General features: G+C 38.2%; 13 protein-coding genes. 11 read left to right on the forward strand and 2 right to left on the reverse strand.

Annotation, left to right across the window (positions count from 1 at the left end):
- The first annotated feature begins 526 nt into the window (after positions 1-526).
- Positions 527-2,170 (forward strand): DUF6930 domain-containing protein, encoded by a 1,644-nt coding sequence (locus H6G57_RS12355; protein ID WP_190518953.1) that lies wholly within the window; start codon positions 527-529, stop codon positions 2,168-2,170.
- A gap of 79 nt (positions 2,171-2,249) precedes the next feature.
- Here the strand turns inward: H6G57_RS12355 and H6G57_RS12360 are convergent, their stop codons facing one another.
- The gene (locus H6G57_RS12360; protein ID WP_190518955.1) at positions 2,250-3,212 is read right to left on the reverse strand and encodes an aldo/keto reductase; all 963 of its coding nucleotides are present in this window, start codon (positions 3,210-3,212) and stop codon (positions 2,250-2,252) included.
- A 70-nt stretch (positions 3,213-3,282) separates the two neighbouring features.
- Here H6G57_RS12360 and H6G57_RS12365 point away from each other — a divergent pair, with 70 nt between their 5' ends.
- The 3 genes from H6G57_RS12365 (at position 3,283) to H6G57_RS12375 (ending at position 7,436) form a co-directional block, all read left to right on the forward strand.
- Positions 3,283-3,864 (forward strand): DUF1802 family protein, encoded by a 582-nt coding sequence (locus H6G57_RS12365; protein WP_190518957.1) that lies wholly within the window; start codon positions 3,283-3,285, stop codon positions 3,862-3,864.
- Positions 3,865-4,629: 765 nt separating this feature from the next.
- On the forward strand, positions 4,630-5,697 hold the full coding sequence (locus tag H6G57_RS12370) for a GUN4 domain-containing protein (protein ID WP_190518959.1): 1,068 nt from the start codon (positions 4,630-4,632) through the stop codon (positions 5,695-5,697).
- Between the two features lie 119 nt (positions 5,698-5,816).
- Positions 5,817-7,436 carry a YcjF family protein gene (locus tag H6G57_RS12375; RefSeq protein ID WP_190518961.1) on the forward strand — a complete coding sequence of 540 codons (1,620 nt, stop codon included), beginning with the start codon at positions 5,817-5,819 and terminating at the stop codon, positions 7,434-7,436.
- A 25-nt stretch (positions 7,437-7,461) separates the two neighbouring features.
- Here the strand turns inward: H6G57_RS12375 and H6G57_RS12380 are convergent, their stop codons facing one another.
- Positions 7,462-8,649, reverse strand: a complete 1,188-nt coding sequence (locus H6G57_RS12380; protein ID WP_190518963.1) for a YafY family protein — start codon at positions 8,647-8,649, stop codon at positions 7,462-7,464.
- 367 nt (positions 8,650-9,016) lie between these two features.
- Between H6G57_RS12380 and H6G57_RS12385 the strand changes: the two genes are divergently transcribed.
- From H6G57_RS12385 to H6G57_RS12415, 7 genes are all read left to right on the forward strand, one after another.
- Positions 9,017-10,720, forward strand: a complete 1,704-nt coding sequence (locus tag H6G57_RS12385) for a type III-B CRISPR-associated protein Cas10/Cmr2 (RefSeq protein WP_242048958.1) — start codon at positions 9,017-9,019, stop codon at positions 10,718-10,720.
- Positions 10,699-11,775 (forward strand): type III-B CRISPR module-associated Cmr3 family protein, encoded by a 1,077-nt coding sequence (locus H6G57_RS12390; RefSeq protein ID WP_190518965.1) that lies wholly within the window; start codon positions 10,699-10,701, stop codon positions 11,773-11,775. The genes H6G57_RS12385 and H6G57_RS12390 overlap by 22 nt, the downstream gene beginning before the upstream one ends.
- The gene (locus H6G57_RS12395; protein ID WP_190518967.1) at positions 11,775-12,593 is read left to right on the forward strand and encodes an RAMP superfamily CRISPR-associated protein; all 819 of its coding nucleotides are present in this window, start codon (positions 11,775-11,777) and stop codon (positions 12,591-12,593) included. The genes H6G57_RS12390 and H6G57_RS12395 overlap by 1 nt, the downstream gene beginning before the upstream one ends.
- A 2-nt stretch (positions 12,594-12,595) precedes the next feature.
- Complete coding sequence (locus tag H6G57_RS12400) at positions 12,596-13,003, forward strand: hypothetical protein (RefSeq protein ID WP_190518969.1); 408 nt, start codon at positions 12,596-12,598, stop codon at positions 13,001-13,003.
- A gap of 3 nt (positions 13,004-13,006) precedes the next feature.
- Positions 13,007-14,746: an RAMP superfamily protein gene (locus H6G57_RS12405; protein WP_190518970.1), complete on the forward strand. Its 1,740-nt coding sequence runs from the start codon at positions 13,007-13,009 to the stop codon at positions 14,744-14,746.
- Between the two features lie 4 nt (positions 14,747-14,750).
- Entirely contained in the window at positions 14,751-16,391 is a 1,641-nt protein-coding gene (locus H6G57_RS12410; RefSeq protein ID WP_190518971.1) for a hypothetical protein, read from the forward strand.
- 104 nt (positions 16,392-16,495) lie between these two features.
- A complete protein-coding gene (locus tag H6G57_RS12415) occupies positions 16,496-17,770 on the forward strand; it encodes a hypothetical protein (protein ID WP_190518972.1) in 1,275 nt (424 codons plus the stop codon).
- Positions 17,771-17,793 lie beyond the last annotated feature (23 nt).

A 17,793-nucleotide genomic window follows, 5' to 3' on the forward strand; every position in this document is an offset into this window, starting at 1 on the left:
CGTTCCCGCTTATTTTCAATTCTAACAGAAATCCGTCGTAGAACGATAGGGTTTTAGACCCATTTTTTCGATAAGATGGAGAAAGCATTGCATTATAATATGGCAGGTTCAGCCATTGGTTGTGCGGCATCATCATAACTGGTCAGCACCCCGCTCTGAAGAGACGGGCCTTCATGCCTCTAACTTTAGATAGCTGACCAGCCTCAGCCTAACGGCTACGTTTTCTGGATCATAATACCCACGAATGCGACGCTAGTTTGTGGCTCTATTGTTAACAATTAAACAGTTTTACGAGGGGTAAGACAGTGTTGTTAGCGCAAAAAGTTCAGAAAACATGGGCGAAGCGAACATTACCCTAGAAATAGGAGTTATTTCATGTCTAATAAGGATGGTTATTCTTATGGATTCTAAAAAAACAGGCGGTTAAAACCGTTTGGGAAGGTTTTCCTCCTCGCTCGCTTATAGACGAGGCTTCCAACCTTCCCATGTTTTTCTTGTGAAACTACCCAACGAGAAGATTAATTTGATGGCACGTCTCAATCACTCAACCCTTCGTCGGCTTCAAAATTTACCCCAAATTCCCAGTGTGTGGGAAGGGGATCGACGTCCCATGGCGACGGATACGAATCCCAGTATTGATGCAGACTCCGAAGCACCGGGCGAATGTATTATTTGGGTGGACGGTTCTCAGGGGATGGTGCGAGCAATGGATATGGTTCCAACGGATATGGGGCCAGAAGCAATTGTGCGGACGTTACTACGAGCAATGGAACATCCCCAAAGTCCCGCACCTGTGGCTCGTCCTCAAAAAATAGTCGTTAAAGATCGCGAAATTCAATTTTTCCTGCGGGGTGTTCTGCAAGATTTAGAAATTGTGATTGAATATGTCCCGGATTTACCTCTAATTGATGAAATTTTTCGGGGGTTGCAAGAAGTAGCGGAAAGTCGCCCCCCTCAACTCCCCCTGCAATATGCGGAAATTGTTACAGAAAAAGCTTATCAGATTTGGAAAGATGCGCCTTGGGAACGCTTAGGAGAACATCAAATTATTTCCATTGAATTGAATCTCTTTGGAATTGATACCTTATATATCTCTACCTTGGGTAAACTGGGGATGGATTATGGGGTATTAATGTATCGTTCTTTGGACTCGTTAAAACGGTTTCGAGAGCGAGTTGTGAAAAATAAATCCTATGATAATTTAGAAGAAGCTTTTTTAACTCAAGATTGTTTATTTGTCACCTTTGATCGAGAAGATGATTTGGATGAAGATGAAGATGAAGATGATTTTATTAACCTCGCCAGCTTACCTTTATCGGAAATTCAACCCAATTTTGGTAATCTTCATCCCTTAGAAGGATTACGTTCAATTTTGTATGATGAAGAAGCGGCTGTTGTTTTAGTGGCATTAGAAGCACTACATCGATTTTTACGCGATAATAGTCAAAAATTAGTTCGATATCAATTCCCCAGTCTTAACCGTCGATATCGGATTCCGATTAATTTACCCGATGGGGAGAAAAAACAGGTATCGGTGAAGGTAGAAACCTTACCTGATATTGCCGATGAATTAGCTGCAATGACTTCTGATGACGAATCAGAAGACGAAGAACTAGAGGTCGAAGTTCCTCGGTTACGCGATGATTTAGTTCCTCCTAAATCGTTCTTAAGTTTAGGTGTTGTTCCTTGGGAAACTGCCAAATATTTACGGAGTAATACCCAATTTCATCAAGCCGCCGAGGGGGAAATTCCTGAAGTTGGAGATGGTTTACCTGTGGTTGTTATTCAAACCTCTAAACCCAAAGCAGAACTGTTAATTCGCAGTTTACAAGAAGCGGGAGGGCTCGAAGGCATTTGTTTTAATCCCGGTGAAGACCCCATGGCGGGACGCAATTATGATTTAGGAATTTTGAAAACGGAAGATGGAGATTTACATTTATTTGGAGAGTTTATCGAAGATGATCCCGTTCATCAAGAAGCGCGCAAAAAATGGGAACAACGGTGTAAAAAAACCAAAGGTTGGTGTGGTTTAATTATTGCCATGGGATTAACCGGGGCTTCACGGGGTCAACCTCAATTTAAGGATATGATGGCATTGTTAGAAGTTCGTTCTATTCCTTCTCAAGAGTTAGGTTTAGGGCCATTACAATTAATTCCAGCCCCGTTTTAAAAACATCCCCCCTAAAAAAGGGGGGGAATTGATGGATTAGGAGTTAGGAAAATATTGATTTTCCTATTAATTCCTGTTTCTAAAAATCCCACATCACTGGATTATCATCTAAATGATCTGTAACAGTGCGCCCAATTTGGTCGATTTCTGCTAAATCTTCGGGGGTGATTTTAATAGTACCAGCATGAGTATTTTGTTCAGCTTGTTCTGCATTTCTAAACCCGACAATTGCATGAGTTTGGGGTTGAGAAATTAACCAAGCGATCGCTAATTCCCCTAATGTACATTGATAACGTTCTGCAATGGGTCGCAATTGTTCTAAGGCATTTTGTACCCGTTGATAATGATCTTTATTCGCAAATAATTTATTTTTAGATCGATGATCTCCTTCCGCAAATTGATGATTGGGGCCGAATTTTCCCGTTAATAATCCTTGAGCTAGGGGAGAATAAGCTAAAATTGAAATCTTTTGTTCAATACAATAAGACATGGCATCTTGTTCGACCTTTCGCCAGAATAAAGAATAGGGGGGCTGTAAACTTTCAATTCTTCCATATTGGCTGGCTTCTTCCAATTGTGTTCGGGAAAAATTAGAAACCCCAATCCCTCGAATTTTTCCTTGTTCTTTTAAGTGATTTAAGGCTTTCATTGTTTCTTCAATCGGGACTATTTCTGAATTGAAAGAGCCTGATGGCCAGTGTATTTGATATAAATCAATATAATCGGTATTCAGATTTTTTAAAGATTGTTCACAAGCTGCAATCACTTGATCATATTTCAAATGATTAGCAAATACTTTACTCGCATAAACGACTTGATCTCGGACATCAGATAAAGCTTGGGCTACAATTTGTTCCGAGTGCCCTTCTCCATAGACTTCTGCTGTATCAATGGTTGTAATTCCCGCCTCAAAACCAGCACGAATTGCTTTAATGGTTTCTGCATCTTCAATTCCTACCCACATTCGTTTTCCGGCTTGCCAAGTTCCGATTAAAAGGGGAGTAATTAGAATATCAGATTGACCTAGAGTTCGTTTTTCCATATTGAGTTTCCTAGTTTCAGGTTATTATTATATATAATATAATAGAAAATCAGCATCTATAATTATAATGATGAACACTTTAACAAATCATGCTCTTAAAGAATGGAATATTACCATTCAAGCCTTAGAACAAGGTGAAACAATTATGTTATTGAGAAAAGGAGGAATTCGGGAACAAAACGGAAAATTCAAGGTTGATCAGAACAAAATTCTGCTCTATCCCACCTTTGAACATCAAAAACCCACTTTATTAAAACCTAAATATTCTCATCTTGTACAACCTGTTTCTTCAGGTTGGCATCCTGAAACAGTTAAAATTAGTAGTTTTGCAGAAATTACTCATATTTTATCCTGGAATAATTCTCAAGATGAGTCTTTGATTAATGAATTAATCAAGTTTCATATTTGGAATGAAACCTTTGTGCGCGATCGCATCCAATTTAAACCTCAACAGCCGCTTTATATTCTATTATTAAAAACCTATAAACTTTCTCAAGTTCATGAAATTCCTTATCATCCTAGTTATGGCGGATGTCGTTCTTGGATTGATTTACAGCAACCAATTTCATTAGACAATAAAGTGCCTATTTTAACTCAAGAAGACTACGACCAAAAAGTATCAAAGATTCATCAAATTCTTCAACCCTCGTAGTGAGGGCTTCAGCCCTCATCCCTGATTAAGAAAGCCCTGAAGGGCTTACTACGGGATATAGTTTTGAAGCCTGGGTATCAACTTCAGAAAAATTTCTGAAGGTTTTATTACAGTAAGTAATAATTAGCCTACAATTAAAAGAAGTTGTTTTTCCACTCCCACTTCGTCCTAATAAAACTAAAGATTCATATTCAATCGATAGAATTTCCCAATCAAACCCTCTGTATAAAAGCATACCATAAATCAAGAATTTTGATCAAAAATCCGATCTGGGTTGAGGATAATCCTCATGGTTATTTCAGATTATTCATACTGTTGAAGAATAAGAATCAAAGGATTAATCCTTGTATTTTTAACAACTTTTAATCGTGAAATTGATGAGTTTATATAGCTATAAAACCGTTTATTTTCGAGGATATGATGCTAGAATTGACTCCTAGCAGAGTGAGTTTTTCAATGCTATCTTGATTATAGGACTGCTACTCGTTGGGTGTAAGGAGGTGAGACAATTCAGGAAATCAAACCTAAGACAGCCAAACAAGTGTAAGAAAACGATTTTTAAAACCAATCTCATCTAAAACTATCACATCAGGAAACCAGACTATAAATTTCTGGAAGAATTATCTATTTTAGATTTTATCTTCTTAAAAATTTATCGGCTGGAATTTTCCCAAAATTTCATCTGTGTATTACCCTTGTTTTGAATTTCAGTTGTTTGACTTTTATTCCTGATGGTAATGGATATCGCATCTACCCCCGTTTAACATGAAAAATTCTCGATCGCCTTCCAGAACCGATACCTGGGTGGGAAAAGTAATAGATCAATTTCCCACTTTTATTATCGGATTTTTTACGGGCTCACTGATCACAGTTTATGGAACTTTGACTCAGATTGATTTATTAAGCCATCTAAATGCTGATCCTAATATCCTAAATTTTTATCAACAATTATTGGGATTATCTCATGATAAATCAGAACAAAAAAAACAATATAGAGGATATATTGAAAAGCTTAATATTAGTGTAAATCCCACTACATTAATCATTCATGTTTTGCCGAATTCTATTTGTGAATCTGCTATTTATGAAGGAGATCGTGTACAAGTTTTACCTCCTGTTGAGGTAATTGGTCAACAAAATTCTGCTCAAGATACAGAATTTAATTTATTGAAACAGAGGGTCAATCAAATTATTAGTGATGGGTTTGGGTCTATTGAAGTTGTCACTCCTGAAAATCAATTAGCACTGATTGAAATTAATCTACTCAATGAAGAACAAAATTGTGTGAGGAAACCTAAATATATTCAAGAGTTAGAAAAGCTCCTAGAGCAGAAAAACTGGAAAGCAGCCGATCAAAAAACAAATCAGGTTTTACTGAAAATTACAAATCGAGAAAGTGTTGGTTATTTGGATGAAGATGCTATTCAAAAAATGTCTTGCTCCTATTTAAGAACGATTGATCAGTTATGGAAAAAATACTCAGGAGGATTATTTGGATTTAGTGTTCAAAAGCGAATTTTTGTAGAAACAAAAAATCAATTAAAAGATGATGCTTTAAACCGATATGATCCTAATGCTTATATTCATTTTACGGATTTAGTACGCTGGATTGAATCGGGAAAAAATGGTAAGGAGAAATGGAAAAATTATAATGAATTAACTTTTTCTTTAGAAGCACCGGAAGGTCATCTTCCTCGTTTAAATCAACTTGAGAAAGGAATGAAAATGGAATTCAATTATCAGCTTTTTTCTCCCAATGCGCTTCCCTTGTCTTCTCAAGAAATTAAAGCCAGAACTTTATTTTTTACACGAGTTGATACTTGTAAACTTTAAATTAATCTCAGACTGTAAGGAAGTAGGGGAACTTAGGGGGGATGAATTTATCTCCTGAGTTAGTTACTATAGAAAGAGATCTATAAAATTAGTTCATTTGAGGTTAAAGTGATCGCAGTATGCCTATTTCTCGCTATTTACTATTAATTTTTGGAATTTGCTTGCTTTTAGGGTTAATGATTTGGCTGATTAGTTCCCTATCGGCTCTTTATACTCAGGTGATTTGGTCAGCGAATCCGCTTTTAGCAAATTTGCTGCTCTTATTATTAATTGTATTATTAGGATTAGCCGTTTTTGCCTTTTTTTATTATACTCGATTATTCCAAAAATCAGGAAAATCTCGGAAAAAACGGCGACCCTTAAAAATTCCTTTAGATAAAACCGAAGCGGCAGAAGAATCCCTTAAATCTTTGAGACAACAGGTAACTCAAATTCAAGATGAAGTAGCTAAACAAGCGTTATTAAGTCGTTCTCAAGATATTGCGTCCGAATTAGCCAAAGGGAATATTCAAGTGGTTGTATTTGGCACAGGTTCGGCGGGAAAAACTTCTTTAGTCAATGCTTTAATGGGTCGCATGGTGGGAAAAGTTAACGCACCGATGGGAACCACAGAAGTTGGAGAAACCTATCATTTACAATTAGAAGGAATTGAACGGGAAATTTTAATAACAGATACCCCAGGCATTTTAGAAGCGGGAATGGGGGGTTCTGAGCGGGGAACATTAGCACGGTCTTTAGCAACGGATGCCAATTTATTAATCTTTGTTGTGGATAATGATTTAAGACAATCAGAATATAATGCCTTACAAGCATTAGTTGAAATTGGCAAGCGATCGCTGATTCTTTTAAATAAAATTGATTTATATCCTGAAAGCGATAAAACCCTAATTTTAGCTAAACTTCGAGAGCGAGTCAAAGCATTTTTAGATCCCAGTGATATCATTGCTGTAGCTGCAAATCCGCAATCCATTCGATTAGAAACGGGAGAAATCATACAACCTGAACCGGATATTATGCCCTTAATTCGACGGATGGCAATGATTTTAAGAGCAGAAGGAGAAGAATTAATTGCTGATAATATTTTACTACAATCTCAGCGATTAGGAGAAGAAGCACGACGATTAATTGATAGCCAAAGAAAACGGGAAGCCGAAAAAATTGTGGAGCGGTTTCAATGGATTGGTGCAGGAGTCATTGCGGTAACGCCTTTACCTGTAATTGATTTAATTGCAACAGCGGCTGTTAATACACAAATGGTAATCGAAATTGGTAAAATATATGGGTGTGAATTGAATATAGATCGGGGTCGAGAATTAGCATTATCCTTAGCCAAAACTTTAGGCAGTTTAGGAGTGGTTAAAGGGGTGATTCAGTTAGTGTCAACGGCGTTACAATTAAATATTGCAACCTTGGTAGTCGGACGTGCGATTCAAGCGGTGAGTGCCGCTTATTTAACGCGGATTGCTGGTAAAAGTTTTATTGAATATTTCCGCCATGATCAAGATTGGGGAGATGGAGGAATGACCGAAGTTGTACAACGACAATTTCAGTTAACTCGCCGGGATGAATTTGTAAAACAATTTGTTCAAGATGCCTTTGCTAAAATTATTGAACCTTTGAATTTAAAGCCAGAAGAAGAAGAGGAAGAATTTGAGCCCGAAGTGAATCCCGAACCTTTATTAAAGCGTTATATAGAAGATTGGGATGAGGGGAATAGTGCTGATCGTCCTGATTGGTAATAGGTAGATGAAATTTAATTCATTATCAGGGCAAATCTCCCCAAATATTTTGATAGCGTTCTACCATTTGGCAAGCGGCTTGATACTGTTTTTGGGCGAGTTCGGGTGGAGATAAAACCTGTGCTAAGTTTAAATATTTATTGACCCAAATCATAAATTCATTGAGAGATCGAGAAGGTAAATTAATTTTATAATCAACAGATAAGAGTTTTCCCTGTTTATCTTTAATCACCTTAATTTGTTGACGAATATGGCGACGATCCCCTTCTAAAATAAAATTAGTAGCGGGAGGAAAAAAGCGAACATGAACCAATTCTAAAGGCAGTTCTCCAGCCAGTTCCTGTTGTTGTTCGACTAAATTACCTAAATTTAATCCCCATCCTTGGTTTAATAATTGATGCGCTTTCTGTAAATTATCATATTGTTCTTGGAGAGGGCGAGTTTGAGACAACAATTGGCAATAATTTCCATAGCGGTTCATTCGACCAATTGTGAGTTGACCGTTTTCGCAGGATTCATACAGCAAATACCAAGCAATATTAAAATGAATTAGTTGTAAGGGCCAAATTTTTACTAATCCAATTTGTCCCGAATTATAGGGGTCACTAAACCGGGAAATTTCAATAGCTTTTCCAGTGAGAATTGCATTTTCAATCTGATCTAATTGATGAAAAAGAGTATGTTGCACATTGCCCATTTCCAACATTTCATCCGGGTCAGTCCACACAATAGAACGGTTGAGTTGTTGTCGAACAGGATAGAAAAATTCTCCTTTTCGTTCTAAGTTAACCCCTCGCAATCGCTTTTCTAAAGTTTCACAAATTCGTCTAGTTTTGGAATCCGCTTGATATTGACTCAAGGAAACTAACAGTTGAAACGCAACTTGTAATTCCTCCCAACTCATCACACCCGTTCCGAGATAATAACCCCAACGGTACATTCGCTGTTCAAGAATGCTGTAACGCCGTAGGGTTTCGATATCTTTGCGAATTGTTGGTAAAGCTGGATAACCCGCAGGAAGGTTAATTTTCAGTTCAGAGGCAAGCTGCTGTAAGTGATATTGGACATCTGATAGAGCATTCCGATGTTCTCCTTTCTGAGTTGGGGGAGTGTTACCAACCCCTGGATATTGAACCAAGGTGGCAATTAATAACATCAATCGCTCAAAGGCTTGTTGATCTGAATAGGGATGGAGTGTTGGCTTTTTAGCCATATTCCGTAGGATAATAGTCGTAATAAGCCAATATTGACATGAAGCTTGTGATTTCTTAAAAAATTTAGATTTTTCAAGGATTATTGAGTTTTGTAACTTAAACGATAAATATTGTGAAATTCAAGACAGAACCTATCACAGGTTGGTAAAGTTAGTAAATAGTTAATTTGTGAGAACATCACATTTGTTGTCCCCCTAGATTTAACAAACTTGCAAATTCTGGCTAAGTCCAGTTAATTCACTCATCACACGCATTACCATCGACTGTAGAAGCACTGTTCTGCACAGCTACCCCCTGCGAATACTCTTAGATATTAAATTCAATTTGTCTTGTTTTAATGAGACAAAACTAACCAGCTATGAAATTATGTCTATGACTGAAGGATATACAGCCATAAGTTTTGCACCTGTGCAGGGCTTCATCGAAAAATCCCGTAAACTGAGGGATTTATATGGAGCCTCGCTGATTCTATCTTACTTAAGTTCCCGAATAGTACAAGAGGCATTATGTTCAGGATTAGAGGTGATTTCTCCGGGATTACCGACAATTCAAAAAGGAATGCCCAACCGAATTTTAATTAAAGGAAAATTTGAGCGCAATGATGTGCAGAATATCCTATTAAACGAATGGCAAAAGATTTTGATAATTTGCCGGGAGTGGATAGAAGACAATATCGGTATCCCAAAAACTGAGTATTATTGGTCACAACCAGAAGACCAAATTGGCAAACATAAAGGAGAATGGGAACGCTGGGGAAGCCATACCTGGGAAATATTTTGGGGATATGGTGCATCAATCCCAGATGCAATGGAAGACTTAGAAACTCGTAAATTAAAACGAGATTGGATTGGGATTAATTGGATGGGTGAAAGTTCAAGTTTAACTGGAACCGATGCGATTGCTTGGCATCAATTAGGAAAGGAATCTAACCAACCCGGACAAGCACTAACCCCAGACCAAAAAGACCAACTTGAACTATTTTATAGGCGCTTATCTTGGTTATTAGATAATCCAGAGGATAGACTTCAAAAATCTAGTTTATCTTTGCAGGCGTTAAGGGAGTACGAAGAAAAAAACCCTGACACCAGTGGTAAATATCTTGCTCCGAATGAACGGTTGAGTATTCCCGAACTGGTGAAACGTTTAGTCACTTATGACAAAATTGCTGATCAGATTGGGATGGCAAAAATTAAACAAAAATCCTCCGATCCAGAGTTTAAGGAAATTAACCGAAACGCAGGATACTGGACAGGATGGTTTATGGGTGATGGTGATGAAGTTGGGGATAAACTTCAGCTACTCGCCACTCAATCTGAAGATCAGATGAAGAAGTTCACCCTTAAAATGAGAGAATGGGGGAAAGAATTTGAAGCAAAAACAGACTTATTTCCCCCCGGAAAAGGACGGGTTATTTATGCCGGGGGTGATGATTTTTTAGGGGTGCTTTACAGTGAGCAAACCGATAAAAATTCCAATTCCAATAAACTCAAACTGACGGAAGTATTAAATTGGTTGTTACATTTACAGGAGCATTGGGAGGAACTGCAAGCCAGTATTAAAGAAGATCTCAACTTTGACTTTACCTTTAGTGTGGGTTTTGTTTGGGCAGGTCATCAAGTTCCCCAACGGGATATTTTACAACACTGTCGAGAAGCGGAAAAACGTTCAAAAAGTTTAGAACGCGATCGCTTAACCATTCGAGTAGTTTTTAATAGCGGTCAGTTTGTACAGTGGACTTGCCCTTGGAAAGATTTAGACATTTTGAAGAAATATCGCGATCGCGATGGCAAAACCTGGGGAGAAAATCCCAATTGGACTCACATTTACAATGATTGGGCACAATTAAAAGCCCGTCATGGGATTTGCTTAGAGGAAACGGTTAAACGTTCTGTGAAGAAAGACATTCCTTTAGCGTTATTTAATTTGTATTTCGATCAAATCGGAGAAAGATTTAATGAGGAAAATAGATGGGATGAAATAGCAGGAGAGAACAAAAATTTAGCAATTGTAAATTGGCTTAATGATCTGGTACAAGTAGGTTGGCAATTATGTCACAATTCCAATATGTAATTACTGTTTCCCCCTTGGGGTTTATGTATGGCAGTGCCGGAGGGTTTCTGTCTCCAGAAAACCTAGTGGGACGCTCAGGTGCTAAATTCCCACCTGATACAGGAGCAATCGCAGGACTATTTTTTAATGCGAATCAAAGTGATCGGGAAACCTTGAGAAATAATCTGATTGTTGCTGGCCCCTTTTGGGCAAAACAAGATAGTCCTGATAATTTCTATGTTCCCATTCCTTGGACTAAGGTAATGGCAGAGAAAGATAATGATGAATGGCAATTTGTCAAAAAACAAAATTCATCAGAATCGATTGAATCTAATGGTGATCAATGGTGTCTGGGTCAACATCAATGGGAACGTCAAAAGAAAGAGGTAAAACCGCAGTATAGTTGGCAGTTAATTAAGGATTGGAATTTACCTGCGGATGAACTCAAAGCCAGAAATGCGATCGCAAAAGTTCCTTGGCATTTTGTTCCGATGTTACATCCCAAAATGAAAGACAACGAGCGGCACGTTGTTGAAGAAGATGGACTATTTTTAGAAAATGCCGTGCAGTTAGATCAAGACTATTGCCTCGTTTATCTATCTAACTATGAACTAGCCAATGGATGGTATCGGTTTGGTGGTGAAGGACATTTAGTAGAAGTTGAAACCCATAAGCTCTCAGATAACCCTAAAATCAACCAACTTCTAGGGCAAAAAATTAACCATGCTTTTGCGCTCATTACCCCTGGTGTTTGGGGGTCAAATAAACTTTCCTACCGTTACCCTCGTCACCCCGATTTTCCCCGCCAAGGGATGAAAATGCTCACCGATAAAGCCGTTGCTTACCGTTATCGTTTGGGTCATTCCAGAACGAATCAACAACCCCAAGCGGAAAGCGGACGACTCAGCCGAGGACGTTATGCTGTCCCCGCCGGAAGCGTTTACGTCTTGAAACATCCTTTGAATTTAACGTGGTGGGAGTTTCCTGACGAATGGTTTCCCAAAGAAGGATTTTCCCTCAAACACTTGGGATCTGCTTTATGTTTACCCATTAGTATTCAAGGAGTACCCGAATAATGTACAGCAAAGCCTACGGAATTATTGAAGCACTGGCCCCTCTCCATGTCGGGGCAACGGCTGGAGAAGAAACTGGAAATCTTAATCTGATTTTTCGTGACCAATTTACCCAGACGGGAATCATCCCTGGTAGTTCGATTCGGGGACGGTTTCGCGCCGATATGCGAGATCGAGAAGCCGGGGAAGAACAACGTTGGTATGGACATGAATCCGTTGATGGTCGTCCTGATGGGGGGACAACCGAAGCCTTAGTTAAGTTTGAATACGCTTCTCTGGTTTGGTTTCCGGTCTTTTGTCCAGGTCAACCAGTGGTTTGGGTTAGTTGTCCTTTCCTCTTAAAGCGGTTTAAACGGATTGCAGGAATTACGGCGGATACTCCTGCTCCTTATACTGCCCAGAGTGGTTTACAAGGTCGCCAAATTGAAACCGGAGGGAAAATTCTATTTTTTAACTTAGGGTTTCTCAAAATTGAACATAACCAGAACTTATCCGATTGGATTCCCAAAGGAACAAGTTTAGAGGGGAATAAATTAGTCGTAGTTGATGATAACGATATTGCTATGTTACATGATATGGCACTCTATCGCCAAAGCCGGGTTAAACTGTTGGATGAAATGAAAAAAGTGGATACAGAAAAGGGCGCGTTTTTCAATACAGAAGCGTTACCTGAAGGCAGTATTTTAGTGTTTCCGATTGCTTTAAAAGAAACAGGTTGGAAACCGTTTGGCGAAGCAGAAAATTCAGCAGATTTATATTTTGGCGGTTTAGAATCCATTGGTTTTGGTCATTGTCGGGTTTCACTCCAAGGAGATTATTAATTATGAGTTGGGAATCTTATGAATTGGATCGGATTGCTCAAAAACTGGTTCTGCAAGCACGGAAACGGGAACCCCAATCCCTAAATCAATCCTATAAAATGCGAATGGCTGTCGCTTATGGGTTAGAACGATTTTGGGGTGAACATTTACGGTTAAAAGGCAGAGAGGAAACCAAATCAATTTTTTGGAAAGAAACTTGGGATGCTTTGCAAACCATTATGGGAAAAGCTGGGGTAAAAATTCCGAATGATGCCGTTAATCCCACTAATACCCAACAAATTCAAACCATGTCTGAAAAGCTTTGGGCTTTATCCGTGGAAGATCAACGAATTGCGATCGCAGTTTTAACGCAACTTTGTGATTGTATTGTTTGGTGGACACAACGTTATAAAACAGGGCGGAGAGATTAACCCATGACATCAATTCCTAGTGCTTATAAAAAAATCCCGATGATGTTTCGCGCTCAAATTCCAGGGCGCAGTCAACTGCAATATTTAGATCCTCAGAAAAAAAGCCAAGGCGAAGATCAGGACGTGGAACGTTGGGTTGATGAATGGATTGATCAAGCGGAGTTTATCTCTGAGGAAAACACTCAGGATATTGCAACCGCTACTTATCAAGCCAAGTCCTATGACATCTCTTGGCGGTTTGTCACCAATGGCGGACAGGATGATGGAATGCTTCGCCCTGTAATTGGGGCTTCGGGGATTCCCTTTTATCCGGGTAGCAGTATGAAGGGGGCTTTTCGCCAAGCTTGTCAGCAAGCGGAAGATGCAGGTAAAGTCCCCCCAGGAACTTGTAATTATTATTGTGGGGATGAGTTAGACATCACCCCAGGGTTATTGCGGTTTCAGGGTGCTTACCCGATTAACGATTGGACAGAGGGTTTACTCGATTTAGTTCACCCGCAACAAGGTTGGCAGTTGATGACTCAGAACACCAATCAAAAACCGCAGGGGGAGAGTCCCTATGCCCAAATTTCCCTTTATAAGCCCAGGCTTCGGTTTGCCATTTCTAGCCCGAAATCGTTGTCAACCGATCAATGGGCGCAAATTTGGGAAATTTGGCAACGAGCGCTGGCAATGGGTCTAGGATCAAAAGTTTCCACAGGCTACGGACAAATTAATCAAACGTCCCATCCGGTTCTGTTTCGGGCAAAACTCAAAGGTCAGGGACAAGCTGCCAAATTAATTGACGGGAGTGGCGAGTTTCGTCCTAATATTTTCCGCGCTGCTTTGCGAGGTCATGCGTTAAGAATTTTTGGAGGTTTAACGGATAGTAGAACCGCAGAACAATTAGTTGAGGATTTGTTGGGTGGTATTCAGCAAAGAGATGCAACCGTTGGGTTATTAGGGTTTCAGTTTCAGGAATCTAATTTAGAGATAAAATCCTTTGGTTCTGGAAATTATGCTCAACCTGCTTATAAGGTTGAAGGAGAATTAACTTGGTTTTTAGCGAAACCTTTAGCGGACTCAAATCAAGAAGCGATTTTGAAAAAATTAGTCGCAAAGTTAATGCAGTTTGCAATGATTTTTGGCGGATTTGGCAAATCTTGGCGACGGGCTGATCACCGCAAGTTTTTCCCAGACTATTATGAAAATGGCTACAAAGCTTTAATTGGTTGTCACTGGCAATGGTTAGGAGAAAATAGTCAACGTCGCTATGTCAAAGTCAGAAAATTAGATCAGGTGGGTAGCTTTTTAGATGGGGTGCGAGCAACTGCTAAAGAATGGATACAATCTCAAAATAAACCTTTACAAGAAAACCAATGGGCAAATAATTGGCGAGAGTCATGGCATCCGAGTAATGTTCAAGTTTGGGGTCGAATTGCTGAAGATGCTGACAATAGTATAGCGGTGCGTTGGTTTCATCAACCTTATCAAGAAAGAATCCAAAACTTTCAGCTAGAAAAAACAATTTACAACACTCATATTACAGGAAGAATGGGGCAAATTAGTTTGATTTGTCATCGAATGTATCCTGCAATTAAACTTCTCAACAATCCAGAAGATCCTAACAAGCCGATTGTCAGACAAACTCCTAAATTTTTGGAATTAATTACCATTTTTCCAGATAATTCACCAGAATGTAGAGATTTTTTGAATTTTTTAAAGCAAAATCCAGAAGACTTTCAACAACTTTGGGGGAACTAAAATTATGATTTTATGGATAGTGACCATTGGTAGCAGTGATGTTCAGCTTGATAGTGATAAAGCGAATCGAGACAAGGGCAGAACTGAAAAACAACGCAGTAATATCGTTTGGCGAAATTGGTATAATGATGATATTCTATATGAATGTTATGATGTTTCGTTTGAGCCTCAACCTATTTTCCAAGATGTTAAAGAATCTTATCGCATCGTGGCTCGAATTTTAGGGAAGGTTTATCAATTAAGTTCAGAAAAAGTTAAACAACAAATTGAAACCTATTTAACGTTTCCGTTGCTGAGTAACTTTGTTGAAAAGTTGAAAACGATTGAAGTTCCTGATGCAATCGCCTTTATTTTAACGGATCAATCACAGATTTTTCAAGACAATGCTCAGAGACGACAACCTAAATCTCCCTATTGGCAAGATACCTGTGAATTAAAACCGATTCTTGAGAGTTATTTTAAACAAGAATTCCCCGGAGTTGAACTGATTCCTCTACAATTGTCTCCACCCGATAAACCGGGTTTAGATGATTGGGATCGGGTTTTGAATTTAGTTCAGAATGAATTCGCTAAAATTCAATTAGAGCCGGATATTGTTTATGTGAGTCATCAAGCCAGTACCCCGGCAATTTCTTCAGCAGTTCAGTTTGAAAGTTTGACTTTATTCGGTCAACGAGTCAAATTTTTAATTAGTAATGAACAAGATTCTAACTTAACTCGTTTTATTGATCGGTCATCTTATCTCAAAAGAATTCGCCGACAAGAGGCTTTGGCATTACTCAAAAATTATGATTATTCAGGGGTTTACCAATTACTTAAAGAGGATATACAGCAATCTCAAAAAGCCATAGAACAACAAACTTTAGAGAAATTAGAGATGGCGATGCTCTGGAATTATGCTAAGTTTAAAGAGTTTTTGGAGCGTCGATTAAATTTATCTCAAGAAGCGACAGAAATCTGGTGGGATGAAAATTGGTGGCAACCTGTGTATGAAGCTGCTTATTTAGCAAAAATTCGATTTAAACAGAGTAATATGGTTGAGGCATTTTTTCACGGGTTTCGAGCCGTTGAAGCCGCATTTTTAGAATGGGGGAAACATGAATTTAAAGCTCATATCAAACTCGACCTCGACAATGAACGTTCTTATTTACAACCTTCGATCCTTGATGATCCTAAAAATTATTTTAAGGGGGCAAAAATCAACCTAGAAAATCCTAAAAAAACGAATAGCCTTGGAAAATTAAAGATTAAATTTCAAGAGCTTGCAGTCAAACTAGAAACACTGGGAGAAAACGACCAAAAACCTAAAGGAATACTCCTTGCTGGCGAAGATTTATACACGCTATTTAGAATTGAAAAACCAAACTGCCAAAACATAGTTGATTTTAAACGTTTTTGGGCGCAAGACGGTATTTGTGACAAGCGAAATAAAAATTTTCATCAATTACAAGGTTTGTCAGAAGTTGAAGTTTTTAAAGACTGGGAAGTAGAAAATTTAGAGCAATGGGAAAAACGAGTTTTAGTTTATCTAAACTTTATTGCTAAAGACAATCTACCTCAAGAATTTACATCTCTTGAAGAAGCGAGTTTAATGGCAAAACTTCACCAAGAGATTGAAGAAGCGATCGCATCTTATCAACCTTAACCATTCATTAACTGTAGGGGTGAGGCGCGCCTCACCCCTACGAAATTCTAAGGAAATCGAAATATTTTTAGGTTTAATTGTTGAATTAATTGAATTAAATCATTATGACAAGTATTGTTTTATCCTTTGTTGGCAACCAAGATCCCTTTTCTGACCAGACCACAGAAGAAGGTTCTATTGTTACTTTAATTCGGTATTTAATGGCAGAAAAAAATACAATTAATCGGGTTATCCTATTACATACAGCCGAAACCCAAGAACGAGCAGAAGCGACTAAGGATTGGTTAAAAGATGAACCTTTAAATTTATCTCTTGATCAGATTGATATTATTCCGGTTGAAGATATTCTTTCCCAAGATCCTGTTAATTTATTGGCGGCTGTTCAAGAAGCTAGAAAAGGATTAGATTTAGCGAAACAATATCTACAAAAAGGTGATCATTTAGAGTTTAATGCGTCATCGGGTACACCTGTAATGAAGTCAGCTTGGAGTATTTTACAAGCGGCTGGTTACGCGCCTCATAGTTCGGTTTGGCAAGTTAGAAACCCTAAACAAATGCAGTCGGGACAACCGAGAGTTTTTTCGACAAATGTGGAGGTTTTAAAAAATGAATTTGATTTAAAAGTAATTCAACAACAAATTTTAGATTATAATTATAGTGGAGCTTTAGCAACAGTCAAAGTTAGTAATTTATCGACAGAATTGATTGAAGCCTTGTTAAAATATGCTGATTATCGGATGGCGTTTGATTTTGATTTAGCATTTACGGCGATTCAACCTTGGAAATCTGATTTAGAATCTCAGTGGATTTCGGAAATTTCTAGTTTACGTCAAAAAAATAAGCCTGCTTTATTAAAAGAAGTTTATTTTAAGGCGTTTATGAAACTTAAAAATCAACAATATGCTGATTTTTTGGTTGATGTGTTTAGATTTCAAGAAGGGTTTCTTAGATTTGTTGTAGAAGAAACCCTGAAAGTAAAACTTCCTAAAAAAAGGTCAGAAATTGATCAGTTCTGGGCAACTCTCAAGCGAATAGAAGGGGGTCGTTTTTATAAAAGCTTAGAAAATTATCGTTTACCTAATGGCAAAAGCTTAGATCTTAATGGTTTTATGAGTCGGTTAATTATGATGATTATTCTGGAAATATCGCCCCAATTCTGCCCCCTCTATTCACAAATAGAAACGTTAAATGAATATTGTGAACAACGTAATCAATTTATTCATGATTTTGAGGGAATTTCGGAAATTGATGAACCGGAGAAAGTTAAAAAAAATATGCGAGAATTATTGCAAGTGATTACTCATGTTCCGAAAATAAATCCTTATGATATTCTCAACCAAAAGATATTTAATTTGTTAGAATCTAGGGTTAAAAATTAATATTTTACCTTTTGATTTTACTC

Source organism: Planktothrix sp. FACHB-1365 (assembly GCF_014697575.1).
In the GTDB taxonomy this organism is placed as follows: domain Bacteria; phylum Cyanobacteriota; class Cyanobacteriia; order Cyanobacteriales; family Microcoleaceae; genus Planktothrix.